General features: G+C 72.1%; 15 protein-coding genes. 7 read left to right on the top strand and 8 right to left on the bottom strand.

The annotated features are described in order from the left end of the window. Nucleotides 1–71 precede the first annotated feature (71 nt). Nucleotides 72–2,066, bottom strand: a complete 1,995-nt coding sequence (locus IE252_RS28320) for a serine/threonine-protein kinase (protein WP_190092257.1) — start codon at nucleotides 2,064–2,066, stop codon at nucleotides 72–74. Nucleotides 2,067–2,313: 247 nt separating this feature from the next. On the opposite strand from IE252_RS28320, the gene IE252_RS28315 reads away from it, so the two are divergent. Further along, nucleotides 2,314–3,381 carry a serine hydrolase domain-containing protein gene (locus tag IE252_RS28315; protein WP_190092256.1) on the top strand — a complete coding sequence of 356 codons (1,068 nt, stop codon included), beginning with the start codon at nucleotides 2,314–2,316 and terminating at the stop codon, nucleotides 3,379–3,381. Nucleotides 3,382–3,394: 13 nt separating this feature from the next. On the opposite strand, the gene IE252_RS28310 is transcribed toward IE252_RS28315, so the two are convergent. Then, complete coding sequence (locus IE252_RS28310) at nucleotides 3,395–5,101, bottom strand: glycerol-3-phosphate dehydrogenase/oxidase (RefSeq protein ID WP_190092255.1); 1,707 nt, start codon at nucleotides 5,099–5,101, stop codon at nucleotides 3,395–3,397. Between the two features lie 219 nt (nucleotides 5,102–5,320). Between IE252_RS28310 and IE252_RS28305 the strand changes: the two genes are divergently transcribed. Together IE252_RS28305 and IE252_RS28300 are read left to right on the top strand one after the other, a co-directional pair. Continuing rightward, complete coding sequence (locus IE252_RS28305; RefSeq protein WP_190092254.1) at nucleotides 5,321–6,562, top strand: nucleotide sugar dehydrogenase; 1,242 nt, start codon at nucleotides 5,321–5,323, stop codon at nucleotides 6,560–6,562. 108 nt (nucleotides 6,563–6,670) lie between these two features. Beyond that, nucleotides 6,671–7,150, top strand: coding sequence for a hypothetical protein (locus IE252_RS28300; RefSeq protein WP_229848832.1), 480 nt, complete (start codon nucleotides 6,671–6,673; stop codon nucleotides 7,148–7,150). A 79-nt stretch (nucleotides 7,151–7,229) separates the two neighbouring features. Here the strand turns inward: IE252_RS28300 and IE252_RS28295 are convergent, their stop codons facing one another. From IE252_RS28295 to IE252_RS28280, 4 genes are all read right to left on the bottom strand, one after another. After that, nucleotides 7,230–8,354 carry a GuaB3 family IMP dehydrogenase-related protein gene (locus tag IE252_RS28295; RefSeq protein ID WP_067163242.1) on the bottom strand — a complete coding sequence of 375 codons (1,125 nt, stop codon included), beginning with the start codon at nucleotides 8,352–8,354 and terminating at the stop codon, nucleotides 7,230–7,232. Nucleotides 8,355–8,487: 133 nt separating this feature from the next. Then, a complete protein-coding gene (gene guaB / locus IE252_RS28290) occupies nucleotides 8,488–9,993 on the bottom strand; it encodes an IMP dehydrogenase (protein WP_101389651.1) in 1,506 nt (501 codons plus the stop codon). Nucleotides 9,994–10,157: 164 nt separating this feature from the next. Beyond that, entirely contained in the window at nucleotides 10,158–10,733 is a 576-nt protein-coding gene (locus IE252_RS28285; RefSeq protein ID WP_067163238.1) for a sigma-70 family RNA polymerase sigma factor, read from the bottom strand. Between the two features lie 255 nt (nucleotides 10,734–10,988). Continuing rightward, entirely contained in the window at nucleotides 10,989–11,600 is a 612-nt protein-coding gene (locus IE252_RS28280; protein ID WP_003948568.1) for a response regulator transcription factor, read from the bottom strand. Between the two features lie 406 nt (nucleotides 11,601–12,006). On the opposite strand from IE252_RS28280, the gene IE252_RS28275 reads away from it, so the two are divergent. Continuing rightward, nucleotides 12,007–12,339 carry a WhiB family transcriptional regulator gene (locus tag IE252_RS28275; protein ID WP_190092253.1) on the top strand — a complete coding sequence of 111 codons (333 nt, stop codon included), beginning with the start codon at nucleotides 12,007–12,009 and terminating at the stop codon, nucleotides 12,337–12,339. Nucleotides 12,340–12,427: 88 nt separating this feature from the next. Here IE252_RS28275 and IE252_RS28270 read toward each other — a convergent pair whose 3' ends face one another. After that, nucleotides 12,428–13,324: a LysR family transcriptional regulator gene (locus IE252_RS28270; RefSeq protein ID WP_190092252.1), complete on the bottom strand. Its 897-nt coding sequence runs from the start codon at nucleotides 13,322–13,324 to the stop codon at nucleotides 12,428–12,430. An 81-nt stretch (nucleotides 13,325–13,405) separates the two neighbouring features. On the opposite strand from IE252_RS28270, the gene IE252_RS28265 reads away from it, so the two are divergent. After that, nucleotides 13,406–14,086 (top strand): MOSC domain-containing protein, encoded by a 681-nt coding sequence (locus IE252_RS28265; RefSeq protein ID WP_190092251.1) that lies wholly within the window; start codon nucleotides 13,406–13,408, stop codon nucleotides 14,084–14,086. A gap of 49 nt (nucleotides 14,087–14,135) precedes the next feature. Beyond that, nucleotides 14,136–14,909, top strand: coding sequence for an SDR family NAD(P)-dependent oxidoreductase (locus tag IE252_RS28260; protein WP_190092250.1), 774 nt, complete (start codon nucleotides 14,136–14,138; stop codon nucleotides 14,907–14,909). Here IE252_RS28260 and IE252_RS28255 read toward each other — a convergent pair. Continuing rightward, on the bottom strand, nucleotides 14,872–16,833 hold the full coding sequence (locus IE252_RS28255; RefSeq protein WP_190092249.1) for a DUF2264 domain-containing protein: 1,962 nt from the start codon (nucleotides 16,831–16,833) through the stop codon (nucleotides 14,872–14,874). The two genes, IE252_RS28260 and IE252_RS28255, sit on opposite strands and share 38 nt — an antisense overlap. Nucleotides 16,834–17,044: 211 nt before the next feature. Between IE252_RS28255 and IE252_RS28250 the strand changes: the two genes are divergently transcribed. Further along, a complete protein-coding gene (locus IE252_RS28250; protein WP_190092248.1) occupies nucleotides 17,045–18,193 on the top strand; it encodes a substrate-binding domain-containing protein in 1,149 nt (382 codons plus the stop codon). Nucleotides 18,194–18,289: the final 96 nt, after the last annotated feature.

Genomic DNA, 18,289 nt, shown 5'->3' with positions numbered 1-18,289 from the left:
GTCAATTCCGGTCGATTACCGGCCCATTATGGCTGCGTACGGTCCGCGAGCTCTCACGATACGTGGCCTGCTCAGTCCTTGGGGCTGAACGTGTCGAACGCCGTCTTGCGCAGCGTCACGCACGCGTCCGAGTCCCACTCGGCCGTCTTGCAGGTGACCATGATGGCGTATCCGTGCGAGCCGTCGACCTTGAAGCCGCGGTTGAGTATCCGTACCCGCTCGCCGCTCTGGTCGCGCTCGAACTGCCAGTCGGCGACCGTCGGGTACCCCTTGTAGTCGACCTTCTGGATGCCGAGCAGGTGGTAGTTGCTGCTGCTCCCGGCGACCACGCCGGCCAGCTCCAGCCAGGCCTTCCGGGCGTCGTCGGTCGGCTTGGAGTTGAAGTCGACCTGGACGCGCGGGAAGCCGCCGTTGGCGCTGTATATGCCGCCGGAGTTGTCCCCGGCTATGCCGGTGCGGTGGAACCCGGCGGGCATGGCCATGGAGAAGTGGAAGTCGCCGTCGCTGACCATCGAGTACCCGCTGGGCAGGTTGGCGCCCGCCCCGTTGCCCCCGGACGCGGCCCCGGACCCGGGGGTCTGGGGGGAGGAAGAGGTCTTGCCGCCGCTCTGGCCCTGGGTCTGGGTCTGCCCCTGGCCCTGCTGCTGGCCGTTGCCCTGGCCGGTGCCCGTGCCCTGGGTGCCGCCGGTCTTGCCCTTGCCGCTGCCGTCGCCGCCCGCGGTGGCGCCGCTGGACGCCTTGTTGTCGCTCTTGCCGCCCTTGCCCTTGTCGTCGTCGCCACCGCTGAGCGCGACCGCGAGCACCGTCCCGAGCACGGCCAGCGCCGCGACGACCGCGATGATCACCAGCGTCCGGCGCGGGACGACGTCGGTGAGCGGGGCCCGCACCGGTGCGGGCGGCCCGGACGGCGCCGACGGCGCGACGGGCGCCGACCCGGCCCCGGCGACCGGCCTGGCGGCCGTCCGGCCCGCCGCCTTGACCTTCGCCTTCTCCTTGGCCGTGGTCTGCGCGGCCGCCGCCGCGTTCCGCACGGACTTGAACGCGCCGCGCATCCGGTCGGCGGCCGCGTCGGCCACCTCCTTCGCCTTGGCGCCCGCGTCGCCCTTGGGCTCGCCGGGCGCGGGGGGCAGCGCGACGACCCGGGTCACCTCGGACGACACCGGCTCCGGCGCCCGCACGGGCTGCTCCGGGGCGTGCAGCACCTCGGTGAGCAGCGCGCGCGCCGCCTCGTTGTCGAGCCGCTGCTCGGGGTCCTTGGCGAGCAGGCCGTAGATGACCTTCTCCAGGAACGGTCCCGCGTTCGTCGGCGGGTCCACCGGCTCGGTCATCACCGCGGTGAGCGTCGCGATCGCGGAGCCCTTGTCGTACGGCGGGACGCCCTCCACGCACGCGTAGAGCAGGCCGCCTAGCGACCACAGGTCGGCGGCCGGGCCGGGCTTGTGGCCGCGGGCGCGCTCCGGCGAGATGTACGAGGGCGCGCCGACGAGCATGCCCGTCGAGGTGATGGAGGGGTCGCCCTCGACCTGGGCGATGCCGAAGTCGGTGAGCACGACCCGGCCGTCCTCGGCGATCAGCACGTTGGACGGCTTCACGTCGCGGTGCAGGATGCCCTCGCGGTGCGCGGAGCGCAGCACGTCGAGGATGGCGAGCCCGACCTCGGCGGCCCGGCGCGGCGTCAGCACCCCGTCCTCGCGCACCGCTTCGGCGAGCGACTTGCCCTCGACGAGCTCCATGACGATCCACGGCCGGTCGTCCTCGTCCACGACGTCGTAGACCGTGACCGCGCTGGTGTTGCGGATCCGGGCGATCGCCTTGGCCTCACGCAGGGTGCGCGTGATCAGCCGGCGCTTCTCCTCGTCGTCGATGCTGCTGGGAAAGCGCAGCTCCTTGACGGCGACGGTACGGCCCAGCGTCTCGTCGACGGCACGCCAGACCGTGCCCATGCCGCCACGGCCGAGCACATCCCCGAGCCGGTACCGATCGGCCAGGAGTCGTCCCTCGGCTTTCCCGCCGGACCCCTTCCGCTCGTCCCGCTGGGGCTCCCGCGACTGCTCCGCCTCCGACATGCGTCCCCTCTGCGATCCCTGATCCGCGCCCCCACCGACCGCGTTCCGGCCGACGGCTCCCGCAACTTGCCTCGTGAGGCGGCCCGGTTCACCGCTCCGACCTGCTTCTCCTGCCGGGGGTCCGGGGGTTGGCCCCCGGGGGAGCGGCACCCGCCCTGGCAGAGCGTCCATTGTCTCTCACGTCGGGACCAATGATTGTCCCGGGTCCGCCGTCCGCCAAGATGGCTCCGGAAGGGGGACCACCACCATGCCGACACTCCGGGCGCTGCTCGCCATGCCCCTGGCCGTGGTGCTCTGCGGCCTGGGCACACCGGTCCTGCCGGGCGAGCCGGCCCGCCCGGACCGCACCGGCCTGAAAGACCCGCAGGCCACAGCGCTGGCACGGCTGGTCACCGACACAGGTGCCCCGGCCGCCGCCCTGCTCACCGACGACGGCCACCGCGCCCGCTTCGGCACGGCCGGATCCGGGCTCGGCCGCGACGACCGCTTCCGGACGGGCAGCGTCACCAAGTCCTTCGTCGCCACGGTGGTGCTCCAGCTCGCCGCCGAGGGCGGGCTGGACCTCGACGACACGGTGGAACAGCATCTGCCGGGCCTGATACGCGGCCATGGAAACGACGGCCGCCACCTCACCCTGCGCTCCTTGCTCTCCCACACCAGCGGTCTGTTCCCCTACACGGCCGACAGCACCGTCCCGGTTCCACTCACCCCCTCACAAGCCGTCCGCACCGCACTCGCCCACTCCCCCGGGCCGCTCGGCACCTACGCCTACTCCAACACCAACTACGTCGTCCTCGGCATGGTCGTTCAGCAGGTCACCGGCCGTTCGTACGCCGCCGAGGCCGAACGCCGCATCATCACCCCCCTCCGTCTCACCGGCACCTCCTTCCCGGGCGCCCGCACCACGCTCCCCACCCCGCACAGCCGCGCGTACTCCCCCGACGGCCACGACGTCACCGACCTCGACCCGCGCGCGGCGGGCGCCGCCGGTGAGCTCATATCGACGCTCTCCGATCTGAGCCGCTTCTACGCGGCCCTGCTCGGCGGCGCCCTGCTGCCCGCGCCCCAGCAGCGCGAACTGCTCGACACCGCCGCCACCCACGGCGTCTACGGCCTCGGCGTCTACCCGCAGCGGCTCTCCTGCGGCCGCACCGTCTGGGGCCACAACGGGCATATATCCGGCAGCCTGGTCCGCGCGGCGGCCTCCGCCGACGGCCGCCACACCGCCGTTTTCCGTATCAACACGGACATCTCCATGCGCCCCTCCCTCGAACTCTCCCTACTCGAAGCCGAGTTCTGCCCCGCAGCCTCCTAGTGCCGGTTTCTCCCTAGATCGGCACGATGTCCGGCGCCCCCAGCCGCGCCGCGTCCGCCGTCAGGTCGTCCGGCTGGCGCTGCGACTCGCGCTCCGCCTCCACCCGCTTCTCGTAGTGCTCCACCTCCTTCTCGATCTGCTTCGCGTCCCAGCCGAGGACCGGCGCCATCAGCTCCGCGCACTCCCGGGCCGACAGGGTGCCCCGGTCGAAGGTCTCGATGGAGATCCGGGTGCGCCGGGTCAGGACGTCGTCCAGGTGGCGGGCGCCCTCGTGCGAGGCGGCGTAGACGATCTCGGCCCGCAGATAGTCCTCCGCCGCGCCGAGCGGCTCCCCCAGCGACGGGTCGGCCACGATCAGCTCGATGAGGTCCTCGGTCATCGATCCGTACCGGTTCAACAGGTGCTCCACGCGGACCACATGGATCCCGGTGCGGGCGGCGATCCTCGCGCGCGCGTTCCACAGTGCCCGGTAGCCCTCCGCGCCGAGCAGCGGCACGTCCTCGGTGACACAGGCCGCGACCCGCTGGTCCAGGCCGTGCACCGCCTCGTCCACCGCGTCCTTCGCCATCACGCGGTACGTCGTGTACTTGCCGCCGGCGATGACCACGAGACCGGGCACCGGGTGGGCCACCGTGTGCTCGCGGGAGAGCTTGCTGGTGGCGTCCGACTCTCCGGCGAGCAGCGGGCGCAGGCCCGCGTACACCCCCTGGACGTCGTCCCGGGTCAGGGGCACCGCGAGCACCGAGTTGACGTGTTCGAGGAGGTAGTCGATGTCCGCGCTGGAGGCGGCGGGGTGGGCCTTGTCCAGGTCCCAGTCCGTGTCGGTGGTGCCCACGATCCAGTGGCGCCCCCAGGGGATCACGAAGAGCACCGACTTCTCGGTCCGCAGGATGAGCCCGGTCGTGGAGTGGATCCGGTCCTTGGGCACCACCAGATGGATGCCCTTGGAGGCCCGGACGTGGAACTGACCGCGCTCGCCGACCATCGCCTGGGTGTCGTCCGTCCACACCCCGGTCGCGTTCACGATCTGTTTGGCGCGGATCTCGTACTCCCCGCCGCCCTCCACGTCGCGCACCTGCGCCCCGACCACCCGCTCGCCCTCGCGCAGGAACCCGGTCACCCGGGCCCGGTTGGCGGCCTGTGCCCCGTAACTCGCGGCCGTCCGCACCAGCGTGGCCACGAAGCGGGCGTCGTCCATCTGCGCGTCGTAGTACTGCAACGCCCCGACCAGCGCTTCCCTCTTGAGGCAGGGCGCGACCCGCAGGGCGCTGCGGCGCGAGAGGTGGCGGTGGACCGGCAGGCCCCGGCCGTGGCCGGAGGAGACCGACATCGCGTCGTACAACGCCACGCCCGAGCCCGCGTACCACCGCTCCCAGCCCTTGTGCTGGAGCGGGTAGAGGAACGGGACCGGTTTCACCAGGTGCGGGGCGAGGCGCCCCAGGAGCAGCCCGCGCTCCTTCAGCGCCTCGCGGACCAGCGCGAAGTCCAGCATCTCCAGATAGCGCAGCCCGCCGTGGATCAGCTTGCTCGACCGGCTGGACGTGCCCGAGGCCCAGTCCCGCGCCTCGACGATGCCGGTCGAGAGCCCTCGGGTCGCGGCGTCCAGCGCGGTGCCCGCGCCGACCACCCCGCCGCCGACGACCAGCACGTCGAGCTCGCGCTCGGCCATCGCGGCGAGCGCCTCGGCGCGCTGCACCGGTCCCAGTGTCGCTGTCCTCACGGGTGCCTCCCGTTGATCGGGGTGGTCTGGCTCACACACTCGATTCTGGACGCGACCTCCGACATCGGCCACCGCCTGTGGACAACACTCGGACAACCCCGGGCCCGCAATACGGCATAACGGTCATATTTACTCTTAGTCTGACATTGCGTCCGCCCATTCTGTCCACAGGGCTTGCGCTCCATGTCCCCTCCGGTTATGGGAAGGACGGTCACCCGCATGCCCGCAGACCTCGCCGTCATCGGACTCGGCCACTTCGGCCTGCCCCTCGCCCAGGCCGCCGCCGCCGCGGGCATCGAGACCGTCGGCCATGACACCGACCCCCGTGTCCTCGCCGAACTCCGCGCCGGCCGCCCCCCGGTCGACTCCCTGACCGCCGCCGAGCTGCGCCGGATGCTCTCGGGCGGCTTCCGGACCGCCACCGACCCGGCCGAGCTCGGCCGGGTGCGCACCGCCGTGATCTGCGCCCCCACCCCGCTCGGCGCGGACCGCGCCCTGGACCTGACCGCCGTCGCCGACGCGGCCCGTACGCTCGCGGCCCGGCTGCGCCCGCACACCACCGTGATCCTGGAGTCCGCCGCCCACCCCGGCACCACCGAGGACTTCCTGCGCCCGCTGCTCGAAGCGGGCTCGGGGCTGCGGGCCGGGCGCGACTTCCACCTCGCCTACTCCGCCAGCCGCATCGACCCCGGCAACCGCGCGCACGGCTTCGCCACCACCCCCAAGGTCATCGGCGGCCTCACCCCCGCCTGCACCGAGTCCGCCGCCGCGTTCTACGGCCGGATCACCGACAAGGTGGTCCGTGCCCGCGGCACCCGTGAGGCCGAGATGGCCAAGCTCCTGGAGACCAACTACCGCCAGGTCAACATCGCGCTGGTCAACGAGATGGCCGTGCTCTGCCACGACATGGGCGTGGACCTGTGGGACGTGATCCGCTGCGCCGAGACCAAGCCGTTCGGCTTCCAGCCGTTCCGCCCGGGCCCGGGCGTCGGCGGCCACGGCGTCCCGCTCGACCCGACCCCGCTGCCGTACACCGGCCTGCGGATGGTGGGGCTGGCCCGGGAGATCAACGCGCACATGCCGCAGTACGTCATCCAGCGCTCCACCACGCTCCTGAACGAGCACGGCAAGTCCGCCCGGGGCGCGCGCGTGCTGCTGCTCGGCGTCACCTACAAGCCCGACCTCGCCGATCTGGAGGGCTCCCCGGCCGCCGAGATCGCGGGGCGGCTCATCGACCTCGGCGCGGCGGTGAGCTACCACGACCCGCACGTCCCGGACTGGCGCGTGCGCGACCAGCCCGTACCGCGCGCGGACTCGCTCTACGAGGCGGCCGCCCACGCCGACCTCACGGTGTTGCTCCAGCACCACCGCACGTACGACCTCCAGGGGCTCTCGGTCAAGGCCCAGCTGCTGCTCGACACCCGGGGGGTGACGCCCGGGGGCGCCGCCCACCGGCTGTGAAATCCGGTCACCGGCACGCCCACCGGTTGCTACTCTTCGGGTCGCCCGATCGCACAGCCGTGCGCATTCACGGGCTCGTGCGTCCACTTACCTCGGGGGGATCCGAAGATGAGCCAGTCCTTTCCGCCACCGCAGCAGCAGCCCCAGTTCCCGGGCTACGCCCCGGTCCCGCCGCCGGCCCCGGTGCGCGACAACTTCGCCGGCGGGCTGCTGACCGCCATCGCCGCCGCCGTCGTCTGCGCGGGCGTCTACGGCGCGATCGTCGGCGCCACCAAGCACGAGATCGGCTACGCGGCCGTCGGTGTCGGCTTCCTGATCGGCTGGGCCTCGGGCAAGGTCGGCGGGCGCAACCCCGCCCTGCCGGTGCTCGGCGCGGTCCTCGCCCTCGGCTCCGTCTACGCGGGCCAGCTGGTCGGCGAGGCCATCCTCATCTCCAAGCACTTCCCGGTCAGCCTCTCGGAGCTGCTGTTCCAGCACCTCGACGTGGTGAACGAGGCCTGGAAGTCCGACGCCGACCCGATGACGTTCCTGTTCTTCGCCATCGCCGCGATCGCCGCGTTCTCCGGCTCCAAGAAGGCCGCCGCGTAACCGCCGCGGCCCACACGTGAAGGGGCCCGGACCGTCGAAACGGTCCGGGCCCCTTCACGTACGTAGTACGTAGTGGACGTCAGCGCTTGTGCTGCGCGTCCGCCACCGTCACCTCGACGCGCTGGAACTCCTTGAGCTCGCTGTAGCCGGTGGTGGCCATCGAGCGGCGCAGGGCGCCGAAGAAGTTCATCGAGCCGTCCGGGATGTGCGACGGGCCGGTGAGGATCTCCTCGGTGGTGCCCACGATGCCCAGGTCCACCAGCTTGCCGCGCGGCACGTCCTCGTGGACGGCCTCCATGCCCCAGTGGTGGCCCTTGCCGGGCGCGTCCGTGGCACGGGCCAGCGGGGAGCCCATCATCACGGCGTCGGCGCCGCAGGCGATCGCCTTGGGCAGGTCGCCGGACCAGCCGACGCCGCCGTCCGCGATCACGTGCACGTACCGGCCGCCGGACTCGTCCATGTAGTCGCGGCGGGCCGCGGCCACGTCGGCGACGGCGGTGGCCATCGGGACCTGGATGCCGAGCACGTTGCGCGTGGTGTGCGCGGCGCCGCCGCCGAAGCCCACCAGGACGCCGGCCGCGCCGGTGCGCATCAGGTGCAGCGCCGCGGTGTACGTGGCGCAGCCGCCGACGATCACCGGGACGTCCAGCTCGTAGATGAACTGCTTCAGGTTGAGCGGCTCGGCCGCGCCGGAGACGTGCTCCGCCGAGACGGTCGTGCCGCGGATGACGAAGATGTCGACACCCGCGTCCACCACGGCCTTGGAGAACTGGGCCGTGCGCTGCGGCGAGAGCGCGGCGGCGGTGACCACACCGGAGTCGCGCACCTCCTTGATGCGCTGCCCGATCAGCTCTTCCTTGATCGGGGCCGCGTAGATCTCCTGGAGGCGGCGGGTCGCGGCGGCCTCGTCCAGCTGGTCGATCTCGTCGAGCAGCGGCTGCGGGTCCTCGTACCGCGTCCACAGTCCTTCGAGGTTCAGCACGCCCAGACCGCCGAGCTCACCGATGCGGATCGCGGTCTGCGGCGACACGACCGAGTCCATCGGGGCGGCCAGGAACGGCAGCTCGAACCGGTAGGCGTCGATCTGCCAGGCGATCGAGACCTCCTTCGGGTCCCGGGTGCGCCGGCTCGGGACGATGGCGATGTCGTCGAACGCGTACGCCCTACGGCCGCGCTTGCCGCGCCCGATCTCGATCTCAGTCACGTTGTGTGGGCCTTTCCCTCTACGTCTGCGGTCCCAGTATCCCCGACATGTGTGTCCCCGACATACGGGCGAGGGGCGGCCCCCGGAAAACCGGGGGCCGCCCCTCGCTCGGTCCACGCGCGCCTGGGCGTGGTCAGCGCTTGGTGTAGTTCGGCGCCTCGACCGTCATCTGGATGTCGTGCGGGTGGCTCTCCTTGAGGCCCGCCGAGGTGATCCGGACGAACCGGCCGTTCGTCTGAAGCTCCGGGACCGTGCGGCCGCCGACGTAGAACATCGACTGGCGCAGGCCGCCGACCAGCTGGTGGACGACCGCGGAGAGCGGGCCGCGGTAGGGCACCTGGCCCTCGATGCCCTCGGGGACCAGCTTCTCGTCGGAGGCGACGCCCTCCTGGAAGTAGCGGTCCTTGGAGAAGGACTTGCGGTCGCCGCGGGACTGCATCGCGCCGAGCGAGCCCATGCCCCGGTAGGACTTGAACTGCTTGCCGTTGATGAACAGCAGCTCGCCAGGGGACTCCTCGCAGCCCGCCAGGAGCGAGCCGAGCATCACCGTGTCGGCGCCCGCGACCAGGGCCTTGGCGATGTCGCCCGAGTACTGCAGGCCGCCGTCGCCGATGACCGGGACGCCCGCGGCCTTGGCGGCGAGCGAGGCCTCGTAGATGGCGGTGACCTGCGGGACGCCGATGCCGGCGACGACACGGGTCGTACAGATGGAGCCGGGGCCGACGCCGACCTTGATGCCGTCGACGCCCGCGTCGATCAGCGCCTGGGCGCCGTCGCGGGTGGCGATGTTGCCGCCGATGACGTCGACGCCCGCCGAGTTCGACTTGATCTTGGCGACCATGTCGCCGACCAGCCGGGAGTGGCCGTGGGCGGTGTCGACGACGATGAAGTCGACGCCCACCTCGATCAGCGCCTGGGCGCGCTCGTAGGCGTCGCCCGCGACACCGACGGCGGCGCCGACGACCAGGCGGCCGTCCTTGTCCTTGGCCGCGTTCGGGTACTTCTCGGCCTTGACGAAGTCCTTGACCGTGATGAGGCCCTTGAGGATGCCGGCCTCGTCGACGAGCGGCAGCTTCTCGATCTTGTGGCGGCGCAGCAGCTCCATCGCGTCCACACCGGAGATGCCGACCTTGCCGGTGACCAGCGGCATCGGGGTCATGACCTCGCGCACCTGGCGCGAGCGGTCGGACTCGAAGGCCATGTCGCGGTTGGTGACGATGCCGAGCAGCTTGCCCGCCGGGTCGGTGACCGGGACGCCGCTGATGCGGAACTTGGCGCACAGCTCGTCGGCCTCGCGCAGCGTCGCGTCCGGGTGGACCGTGATCGGGTCGGTCACCATGCCGGACTCGGAGCGCTTGACCAGGTCGACCTGGTTGGCCTGGTCCTCGATCGACAGGTTGCGGTGCAGCACGCCCGCGCCGCCCTGGCGGGCCATCGCGATGGCCATGCGCGCCTCGGTGACCTTGTCCATCGCCGCGGACAGCAGCGGGACGTTCACCTTCACGTTCTTCGAGAGGTACGAGGAAGTGTCGATCTGGTCGGGCGCCATGTCGGACGCGCCCGGCAGCAGCAGCACGTCGTCGTATGTCAGCCCGAGCATCGCGAACTTGTCGGGCACTCCGTCGACGTTTGCAGTCATGACACCTTCCCCATGGCCTTGATCGGTGCGGATGTCCATGCTAACGGGCTGGCGCGGTGTCTCATTCCATGAACAAGATCAACCGAATTCTTTGTACGTTCACACGTACGTGACATGGGCAGGCGTACGTGAGGTGGGGCGGACGTACGTGAGGCGGGGTCGGCCTACTGCTCGGCGAGCGCCCGCAGTCGGCTGAGCGCCCGGTGCTGGGCCACCCGGACCGCGCCCGGCGACATCCCGAGCATCTGGCCGGTCTCCTCGGCGGTGAGGCCGACGGCGACCCGCAGCACCAGCAGTTCGCGCTGGTTCTCCGGCAGGTTGGCGAGCAGCTTCTTGGCCCACTCGGCGTCGCTGCTGAGCAGTGCGCGCTCCTCGGGGCCCAGCGAGTCGTCGGGCCGTTCGGGCATCTCGTCCGAGGGCACCGCCGTGGAGCCCGGGTGGCGCATCGCGGCCCGCTGGAGGTCGGCGACCTTGTGCGAGGCGATGGCGAACACGAACGCCTCGAAGGGCCTGCCGGTGTCCCGGTAGCGCGGCAGCGCCATGAGCACGGCGACGCAGACCTCCTGCGCGAGGTCCTCCACGAAGTGGCGAGCATCACCCGGCAGACGGTTCAGCCGGGTGCGGCAGTAGCGCAGCGCGAGCGGGTGAACATGGGCCAGGAGGTCGTGCGTGGCCTGTTCGTCGCCGTCGACGGCACGGTGAACGAGTGCACCGATCACCGTTGGCTCGTCGTCGCGCATCGATCCATGGTGCCCCGGCGTCGCAGAATCCGTGGCACCGCGTCCATAGTTGTGCACCGAAGCGTTATGAGTAGGTGCGCCGGAAGTCATCTCCTGCGCCCTCCCCTCCCGCTCGACCGACTCGTCCCCGAGGAACTCCACACCTTCAAGGATGCGGCATCGCGCGCGAAGCGTCACACGCCGCTCCACGGAGCGGGGGTTCGGACCCGTCCGCCGACGACGGACGGGGATCCGGCGGACCGCTCCGCGGGCCGGTCAGCGCACCAGGCCCCAGCGGAAGCCGAGTGCCACCGCGTGTGCCCGGTCCGAGGCGCCGAGTTTCTTGAACAGCCGCCTGGCGTGCGTCTTCACCGTGTCCTCCGAGAGGAAGAGCTCGCGCCCGATCTCGGCGTTGGACCGGCCGTGGCTCATGCCTTCGAGCACCTGGATCTCGCGCGCGGTGAGCGTGGGCGCCGCGCCCATCTCGGCCGAACGCAGTCTGCGCGGCGCGAGCCGCCAGGTCGGGTCGGCGAGCGCCTGCGTGACGGTCGCGCGCAGCTCCGCGCGCGAGGCGTCCTTGTGCAGATAGCCGCGAGCGCCGGCGGCGACGGCGAGCGCCACCCCGTCGAGGTCCTCGGCGACCGTCAGCATGATGATGCGGGCGCCCGGGTCGGCGGACAGCAGCCGCCGGACGGTCTCCACGCCGCCCAGACCGGGCATGCGTACGTCCATCAGAATCAGGTCCGAGCGGTCGGCACCCCAGCGGCGGAGGACTTCCTCGCCGTTGGCCGCCGTCGTCACACGCTCGACGCCCGGCACGGTCGCCACCGCACGTCGGAGCGCCTCTCGGGCAAGCGGGGAGTCGTCGCAGACGAGGACGGATGTCATGGCCGCCCTCCGCAGCTGATGCGCGTCACCTTGAGCCTCCAGGCTGGTTACGTATCGTCACCTGTGCGATTGACGCTCTCGGACACCTGCCCGAGCGCTTGTTCTTTCAACCGCTCCGCACTCTCAACGACGGTCACTCGAAAGAGTTACGGGTCGGACGGGCACCTTCGGCACTCTACGTGAGGAAGCGTGTGCGCCGGGCGCGCATCGCGGCTCACCCGTCGTTCGCTTGGAGCTATGCCCCATTTAGCGGCTTTTCTTCCCTTTTTCTGGTGTCTGTGGCTAGATTCGCAATGAGTCATATTTACATCTACTTACACCGTAGATGTACGTTCGTCGGTACACCCCGATGATCCGGGGTACCCGGCCCATCCACCTCAGGCACGGCTTCAAGGGGACATGAGCAATGGCAGATTTCTCCCGCCTTCCCGGACCGAACGCCGATCTGTGGGACTGGCAGCTCCTCGCCGCATGCCGCGGGGTCGACAGCTCCCTCTTCTTCCACCCGGAGGGCGAACGCGGCGCGGCCAGGAGTGCGCGCGAGAACTCGGCGAAAGAGGTGTGCATGCGCTGCCCGGTACGCGCCCAGTGCGCCGCGCACGCCCTTGCGGTGCGCGAGCCCTACGGGGTGTGGGGCGGGCTCACCGAGGACGAGCGCGAAGAGCTGATGGGCCGGGCGCGCAACCGGCTGGTGACGGCGGCGGGCGCGGGAGCGGCGGGCGAGCGGGGCCACGGCTAGCGCCGTAGGCACCCCGGATTCGCAGAAACGTTCCTGCGCCGGATGGCGCAGCCTCGGAGCGGGTGGCGCGCGCCCGGCCGCCCGTCGTTCAGTTGCGGGCGGCCGCTCCGGCGAGCTGGTCCAGGGTGGCCGCGACGGCCGGGACCCGGGCCAGGTCGGGCAGGGTGAGCGCGACGATCTCGCGCTCCACGGCGGGCTCCACCGTGACCGTACGGGCACCCTTAGGGCGCACCGAGGCGATCGCCAGCTCCGGCAGCACCGCGACCCCGAGCCCCGCCCCGACCAGGCCGATCACCGCCGGATAGTCGTCGGTGGCGAAGTCGATGCGCGGGGTGAAGCCGGACTCCTCGCAGACGTCGACCAGTTGGCGCCGGCAGCGCGGGCAGCCCGCGATCCACGGCTCGTCGGCGAGGTCGCGGATGTCGACCGTGCCGCTCTCGGCCAGCCGGTGCCCTTCGGGGACGAGCCCGACCAGCCGGTCGATCAGCAGCGGCCGGACAACCAGGTCGTCCCACTCCTCCGCGGTGGCCGCCCCGTACCGGAAGGCGAGCGCGATGTCGCAGTCGCCCTCGCGCAGCATCTCCACCGAGCGCGGCGGCTCGGCCTCGACCAGGGAGACGCGGGTGCCGGGGTGGGCGGCGCGCAGCGCGGCCAGCGCGCTGGGCACCAGGGTGGAGGAGCCGCTGGGAAAGGAGACGAGCCGGACCCGGCCCGCGCGCAGGCCCGCGATGGCCGCGACCTCCTCCTCGGCGGCGGTGAGGCCCGCGAGGATGCCGGAGGCGTGCCGCACCAGGACCTCGCCGGCCTGGGTGAGCCGGGTCTCGCGGCCGGTGCGGATGAGCAGCGGGGTGCCCGCGGACGTTTCGAGGGCCTTCATCTGCTGGCTGACGGCGGGCTGGGTGCAGCCGAGCTCGCGCGCGGCCGCCGAGAAGGAGCCGGTGGCGGCGACGGCGCGCAGGACGCGGAGATGACGGGCCTCGATCACCTTGCGAGCATAAGGGGTACTTGGAGATCGCGCGGGATATCGAGTAGCTGCTTTGAGACAGTTCGGGTTAGCGTGCGCCTCATGAAGCTTCTGTCAGTGAACGCGGGGCGGGCCACGGTCGTCGACTACACCGACGCCGAGGGCGGCCTCACCGGCATCGGCAAGCGCCCGGTGGAGGGCTCCGTACGGGTCTTCCGGCCCGGCCCCAAGGGCGTGGGCGCCAGCGGGGTCGCGGGCGACGACGTGTGCGACAAACGCCACCACGGCGGCGACCACCAGGCGGTCTACGCCTACGCGCGCGAGGACCTCGACACCTGGGAGAAGGAGCTGGGCCGCGAGCTGCCCGGCGGGACCTTCGGCGAGAACCTGACCACGTACGGCATCGACGTCAGCGACGCCCGGATCGGCGAGCGCTGGCGGATAGGGGCCGACGTGCTCCTGGAGGTGTCCTGCGCGCGCATTCCCTGCCGTACGTTCGCGGGCGCCGTGGGCGAGCAGGGCTGGGTCAAGCGGTTCACCCAGGCCAAGGCGCCCGGTGCCTACCTCCGGGTGATCGAGGAGGGCGAGATCCGCGCGGGCGACGCGATCGAGGTCGTCCACCGGCCCGCGCACGAGGTGTCGGTGGCGTTCTGGTTCCGCGCCTTCACCACCGAACGGGAGCTGCTGCCGCGCACCCTGGCGGCGGGCGAGGCGATGCGTCCGTCGGACCACGACACCGTGCGCAAGTACCTGGAGCGGCAGGCCGCCGGGACGGCCTCCTGAGCGGACAGGGCGTCACACCGCTGTCACCTGTGGGCATTAACGTGCGCGTATGACGACTGCACTGATTACGGGAGCTACGGCGGGAATCGGGGCCGCGTTCGCGCGACGGCTGGCCAGGGACGGGCACGACCTGGTGCTGGTGGCCCGTGACGGCAAGCGGCTGCGCGAGCAGGCCACCGAGCTGCACGACCGGCACGGCGTGGAGGTCGACGTGCTGGTCGCCGACCTGTCCACGGAGGACGGCATCGCGGCGGTCGAGAGCCGGCTCGCGGAGCCCCGCAAGCCGGTCGACCTGCTGGTCAACAACGCGGGGTTCGCCAACAAGGGCCGCTATCTCGACGTGTCCATGGCCGACGAGCTCAAGATGCTGAAGGTGCACATCGAGGCGGTGCTGCGGCTGACGTCGGCCGCGACCGAGGGCATGCGCGAGCGCGGGCGCGGCGGGGTCGTCAACGTCGCCTCGGTCGCCGCCTTCGTGCCGCGCGGGACCTACGGCGCGTCCAAGGCGTGGATCGCGCAGTTCACCCAGGGCGCGGCGCGCGACCTGGCCGGTTCCGGGGTGCGGCTGATGGCGCTGTGCCCGGGATTCGTACGGACGGAGTTCCACCAGCGGGCCGGGATGGGCACCGACAACATCCCCGGCTGGCTGTGGCTGGACGCCGACAAGCTGGTGACGGCGGCGCTCGCCGACCTCGCGCGCGGGAAGACGCTCTCGATCCCGGACCCGCGCTACAAGGCGCTGATGGGCGTGGTGAAGCTGGCCCCGCGCGGTCTGCTGGGCGGCGTCACGTCCCGGACGGGCCGCAAGTACGGGCCCAAGTAAGGCGGTTGGCCCCTTTGGTCGGGTCGTCCGCGCCGAGCGGGAGCTCGGACGTCGTGCCGTCGCTCCAGGTCACCCGGACCGTGTGACCCTCGACCCGGACGTCCGCGACCAGGTCGGACAGCGGGGCCGGGTGCTCCTCTCCCGTGAGCGAGGCGAGCGCGACGAAGACGGACGGGCCGTCCCCGGTGGCCCCGTCGAGCACGGCCACCTGTGAGCACGGGCCGAACAGCGTGGATTCGGCTGCCGCCACGCGCGCGTGGGGCTCGTACCCCTCGACGGCGTGCAGTTGGCCGGTCTCGTCCGTGTGGGTGACGGCCCACCCCGTCTGGCGCACCCGGGTGCCGGGCGGGGCCCCGTCGACCAGGTGGGCGCGGACCTCGGCGCGGCCGTGGACGAGGGTGCCCGAGACGATCCGTACGCCGGGCAGCGGCCGGGTGGCGGAGGCGGCCCAGCCGGGACCGTGGCCGACGGGCTCGGCGGGCCCCCGGGCCGTGACCGTGCCGTCGTCCAGGACGAGCCCGAAGTGGTTGTCGCGCACACCGGCCGAGACCGGGCCGGTGCGCGTCGAGTACGCGAACCGGGCGTAGCAGGGGTCGTCCTCGGCATCGCTGTGGCTGTTGGCGCCGTGATTGTGGAGGCGTACGAGGCCGTCCGAAGCGGTGGACTGGATCAGGGTGTTGGGCGGGCGCAGGACCACCGCCGCGTCCCCTTGCTCCACCGGCAGCGGCTCCTCCACGGCCGTCCACACCGGGTGCTCCGGCGGCATGAGCAGACCGAGGAATCCTTTCGCCGCCCAGTACGGGGACGCCGGGCCCGAATAGCTCTGCACGATCGGCGGGTACGGGCCGTGCCAGCCCAGGGTGAGCAGGCCCCGCTCGTCGACCGCGCCCCGGCCGGGCCCGCGGTCCGTGAAGTACCGCAGCGCGCCGGAGGCCAGGCGGCGGGTGGCGCCGGGGGTGAGCGGGGTGTGGCCGGTGAGCGCGCCCAGCCAGGGGGCCGCGGCGGCGGCGAAGCGGTAGGTGAGGGAGCGCCCGTACGACATCGGCGCGCCGTCGGCTCCGAACATCCGGGTGTACCCGTCGAGATGGGCGTGCAGCCGGGGGCCGTAGCGGTCGAGGAGTTCCCGGTCGTCACCCAAATGAGCGTGCAGGACGGGATAGAAATGGAGCGCCCACCCGTTGTAGTGGTCGAAGGAGCGGTTGGGGCCGTCGCTGTACCAGCCGTCGCCGAGGTACCACTGATCGACGTGTTCCAGCGCGCGTTGGACGGTGGCCGCGGCGCGGTCGGTCTCGATCTCGGCGTCCTGGAGGAATCCGGCGACGGTGAGGCCGAAGAACCACCAGTTGTTGTCGACGGGCGAAGGGCCGAGGGCGGGCAGCAGCCAGTCGACGATCCGCTGGCGCACGCGGTCGTCGAGCCCGTCCCACAGCCAGGGGCGGGTGAGGCGCAGCCCGAGGGCGACGGAGGCGGACTCGACGACGGCCTGGCGCACCTCGGCCATCCGGGGCCACGCGTCGGGGGCGCCGCTGCCCAACTCCCTTGTGGACAGCGGGTGTTCGGTGCCGGATGCCAGGCCGTCGGCATAGCGGTCGAGGTGGCCGTGCGGATCGTCGCCGTGCGCGCCCGCGATCCGCAGCGCGGCCAGCAGCCAGGTGCGGGCGTACCCTTCGAGGCCGTCGGAGCGGGGCCCGGACCAGCTCGGGCGCTCGCCCGGCAGGTTGATCAGGCCGTGGCGCGGTGAGGCGAAGGGGCGTACGGCGAGCAGGAGTTGGTCGGCCGTGCGCTCCCAGTGGGCGCGGGTCCAGCCGGTGTACGGGCTGAGCTCATGGTTGTGGGGCTCCTGGTCACCGAGCCCACGGTCGCTGAGCTCATGGTTTCGCAGCCCACGGTCGCCGGGCCCACGGTTCACAGGCGGTGTCGGCATGGCGTGCTCCCCCCCTCGCGTGTCATGTGACTGCCGGCCGGGGTTCCGGAGTCCGGAATGTAGGGCTCTGGCTGATCGAACGTCAATGGAGTCGGACCGATTGATCGAAACCCTCGCCGTTCGATCACGGTGCATTAGGGTCGTGGCCCCGGGAGACCGGTCGCCACACCGCGAGCCGGACCGCGACCACACTGCGAGGGGGACTGCCGCCGTGCGAGAGAGTGCTGCTGAACGTCACGACCGACTGCTGGAGCTGGTGCGCCGACGCGGCTCGGCCCGGGTCTCCGACCTGGCGGGCCAGTTGGGCGTCTCCCCCGTGACCGTGCGCCGGGACGTGGAGGCGCTGGCCGTGCGGGGCCTGCTCGACCGGGTGCACGGCAAGGTCTCCTGGCCGCACCAGGAGGGCGCGCCCGGGACACCCGCGCCGGGCGGTCACGGCGGCCGCGAGCTGGTGCTCGGCATGATCGCACCCAACGCCACGTACTACTTCGCCGAGGTCATCCGGGGTGCGCACGAGGCGGCAGCCGCCGCAGGGGCGCGGCTGATCCTGCGGATCTCGGACTACCGGCCGCAGGAGGACGCGGCCCGGGCCGCCGGGCTGCTGGCCGCCGGGGCGGAGGGGCTGCTGGTCGCGCCGGGCTGGAAGGAGCCGCACGACCCGGCCGAGCACGGGCGGTGGATCACCGAACTGCCCGTCCCCACCGTGCTCCTGGAGCGGCGCGGGGTGCCCGGCGGACCCCTGGACGACCTGGACCGGGTCTGCTCGGACCACGGACACGGGGTGCTCCTGGCCGTACGGCATCTGACCGGGCTCGGGCACCGGGCGCCGCTCCTGGTGGCCCGGGCCGACAGCCCGACGGCGATGGCGGTGCGCGCCGGATACCGGCACGCGCTGGACGCGCTGGGGCTCGCGGCGCCGTGCCCGGTGATCGACTCGGTCCCGGCGGAGGCGGATCCGGCGGGGTTCGAGGCGGCGGTGGGGGCACTGCTCGCGGCCGTGCGGGCCGGGGAGGCGACGGCGGCCCTGGTCCACAACGACGTGGACGCGATCCGGATCGCCCAGCGGCTGGGCGAACTGGGCGTCCGGGTGCCGCAGGACCTGGCGCTCGTGGCGTACGACGACGAGGTGGCGGCGCTCGCGGACATCCCGCTGACGGCGGTGGCGCCGCCCAAGCACGAGGTGGGGCGGTTTGCGGCGCAGCTGCTGATCGAGCGGCTGCGCGGGGCCCCGGCGGGGCCGGACGGGCAGCCGCGCCGCCATGTGGACCTGCTGCCCCGGCTGCGCGTGCGGTCCTCGTGCGGGGGGCCGGGGGCGGGCGCGGCCGTCGGCACGGCGAGCCCCGAACGGCAAGTGGTCTAGACCTCCAGCTCCTTCAACCCTCGGTTCGATCATTTTTCGATCAATCGAAATTTCGCTCTTGACTTCGGTCAGGACCGGCTCAAGGATCGCGGCCAT

Origin of the sequence: Streptomyces melanogenes (genome assembly GCF_014649795.1) — a bacterium.
Classification (GTDB): Bacteria; Actinomycetota; Actinomycetes; order Streptomycetales; family Streptomycetaceae; genus Streptomyces; species Streptomyces noboritoensis.
This window is presented reverse-complemented; position numbering and strand designations above follow the sequence as displayed.

Coding starts and splice junctions, on each gene's coding strand:
- IE252_RS28320 (WP_190092257.1), bottom strand. CDS start 2,066: ATGTCGGAGGCGGAGCAGTCGCGGGAGCCCCAGCGGGACGAGCGGAAG.
- IE252_RS28315 (WP_190092256.1), top strand. CDS start 2,314: ATGCCGACACTCCGGGCGCTGCTCGCCATGCCCCTGGCCGTGGTGCTC.
- IE252_RS28305 (WP_190092254.1), top strand. CDS start 5,321: ATGCCCGCAGACCTCGCCGTCATCGGACTCGGCCACTTCGGCCTGCCC.
- IE252_RS28300 (WP_229848832.1), top strand. CDS start 6,671: ATGAGCCAGTCCTTTCCGCCACCGCAGCAGCAGCCCCAGTTCCCGGGC.
- guaB (WP_101389651.1), bottom strand. CDS start 9,993: ATGACTGCAAACGTCGACGGAGTGCCCGACAAGTTCGCGATGCTCGGG.
- IE252_RS28285 (WP_067163238.1), bottom strand. CDS start 10,733: ATGCGCGACGACGAGCCAACGGTGATCGGTGCACTCGTTCACCGTGCC.
- IE252_RS28280 (WP_003948568.1), bottom strand. CDS start 11,600: ATGACATCCGTCCTCGTCTGCGACGACTCCCCGCTTGCCCGAGAGGCG.
- IE252_RS28275 (WP_190092253.1), top strand. CDS start 12,007: ATGGCAGATTTCTCCCGCCTTCCCGGACCGAACGCCGATCTGTGGGAC.
- IE252_RS28265 (WP_190092251.1), top strand. CDS start 13,406: ATGAAGCTTCTGTCAGTGAACGCGGGGCGGGCCACGGTCGTCGACTAC.
- IE252_RS28260 (WP_190092250.1), top strand. CDS start 14,136: ATGACGACTGCACTGATTACGGGAGCTACGGCGGGAATCGGGGCCGCG.
- IE252_RS28255 (WP_190092249.1), bottom strand. CDS start 16,833: ATGCCGACACCGCCTGTGAACCGTGGGCCCGGCGACCGTGGGCTGCGA.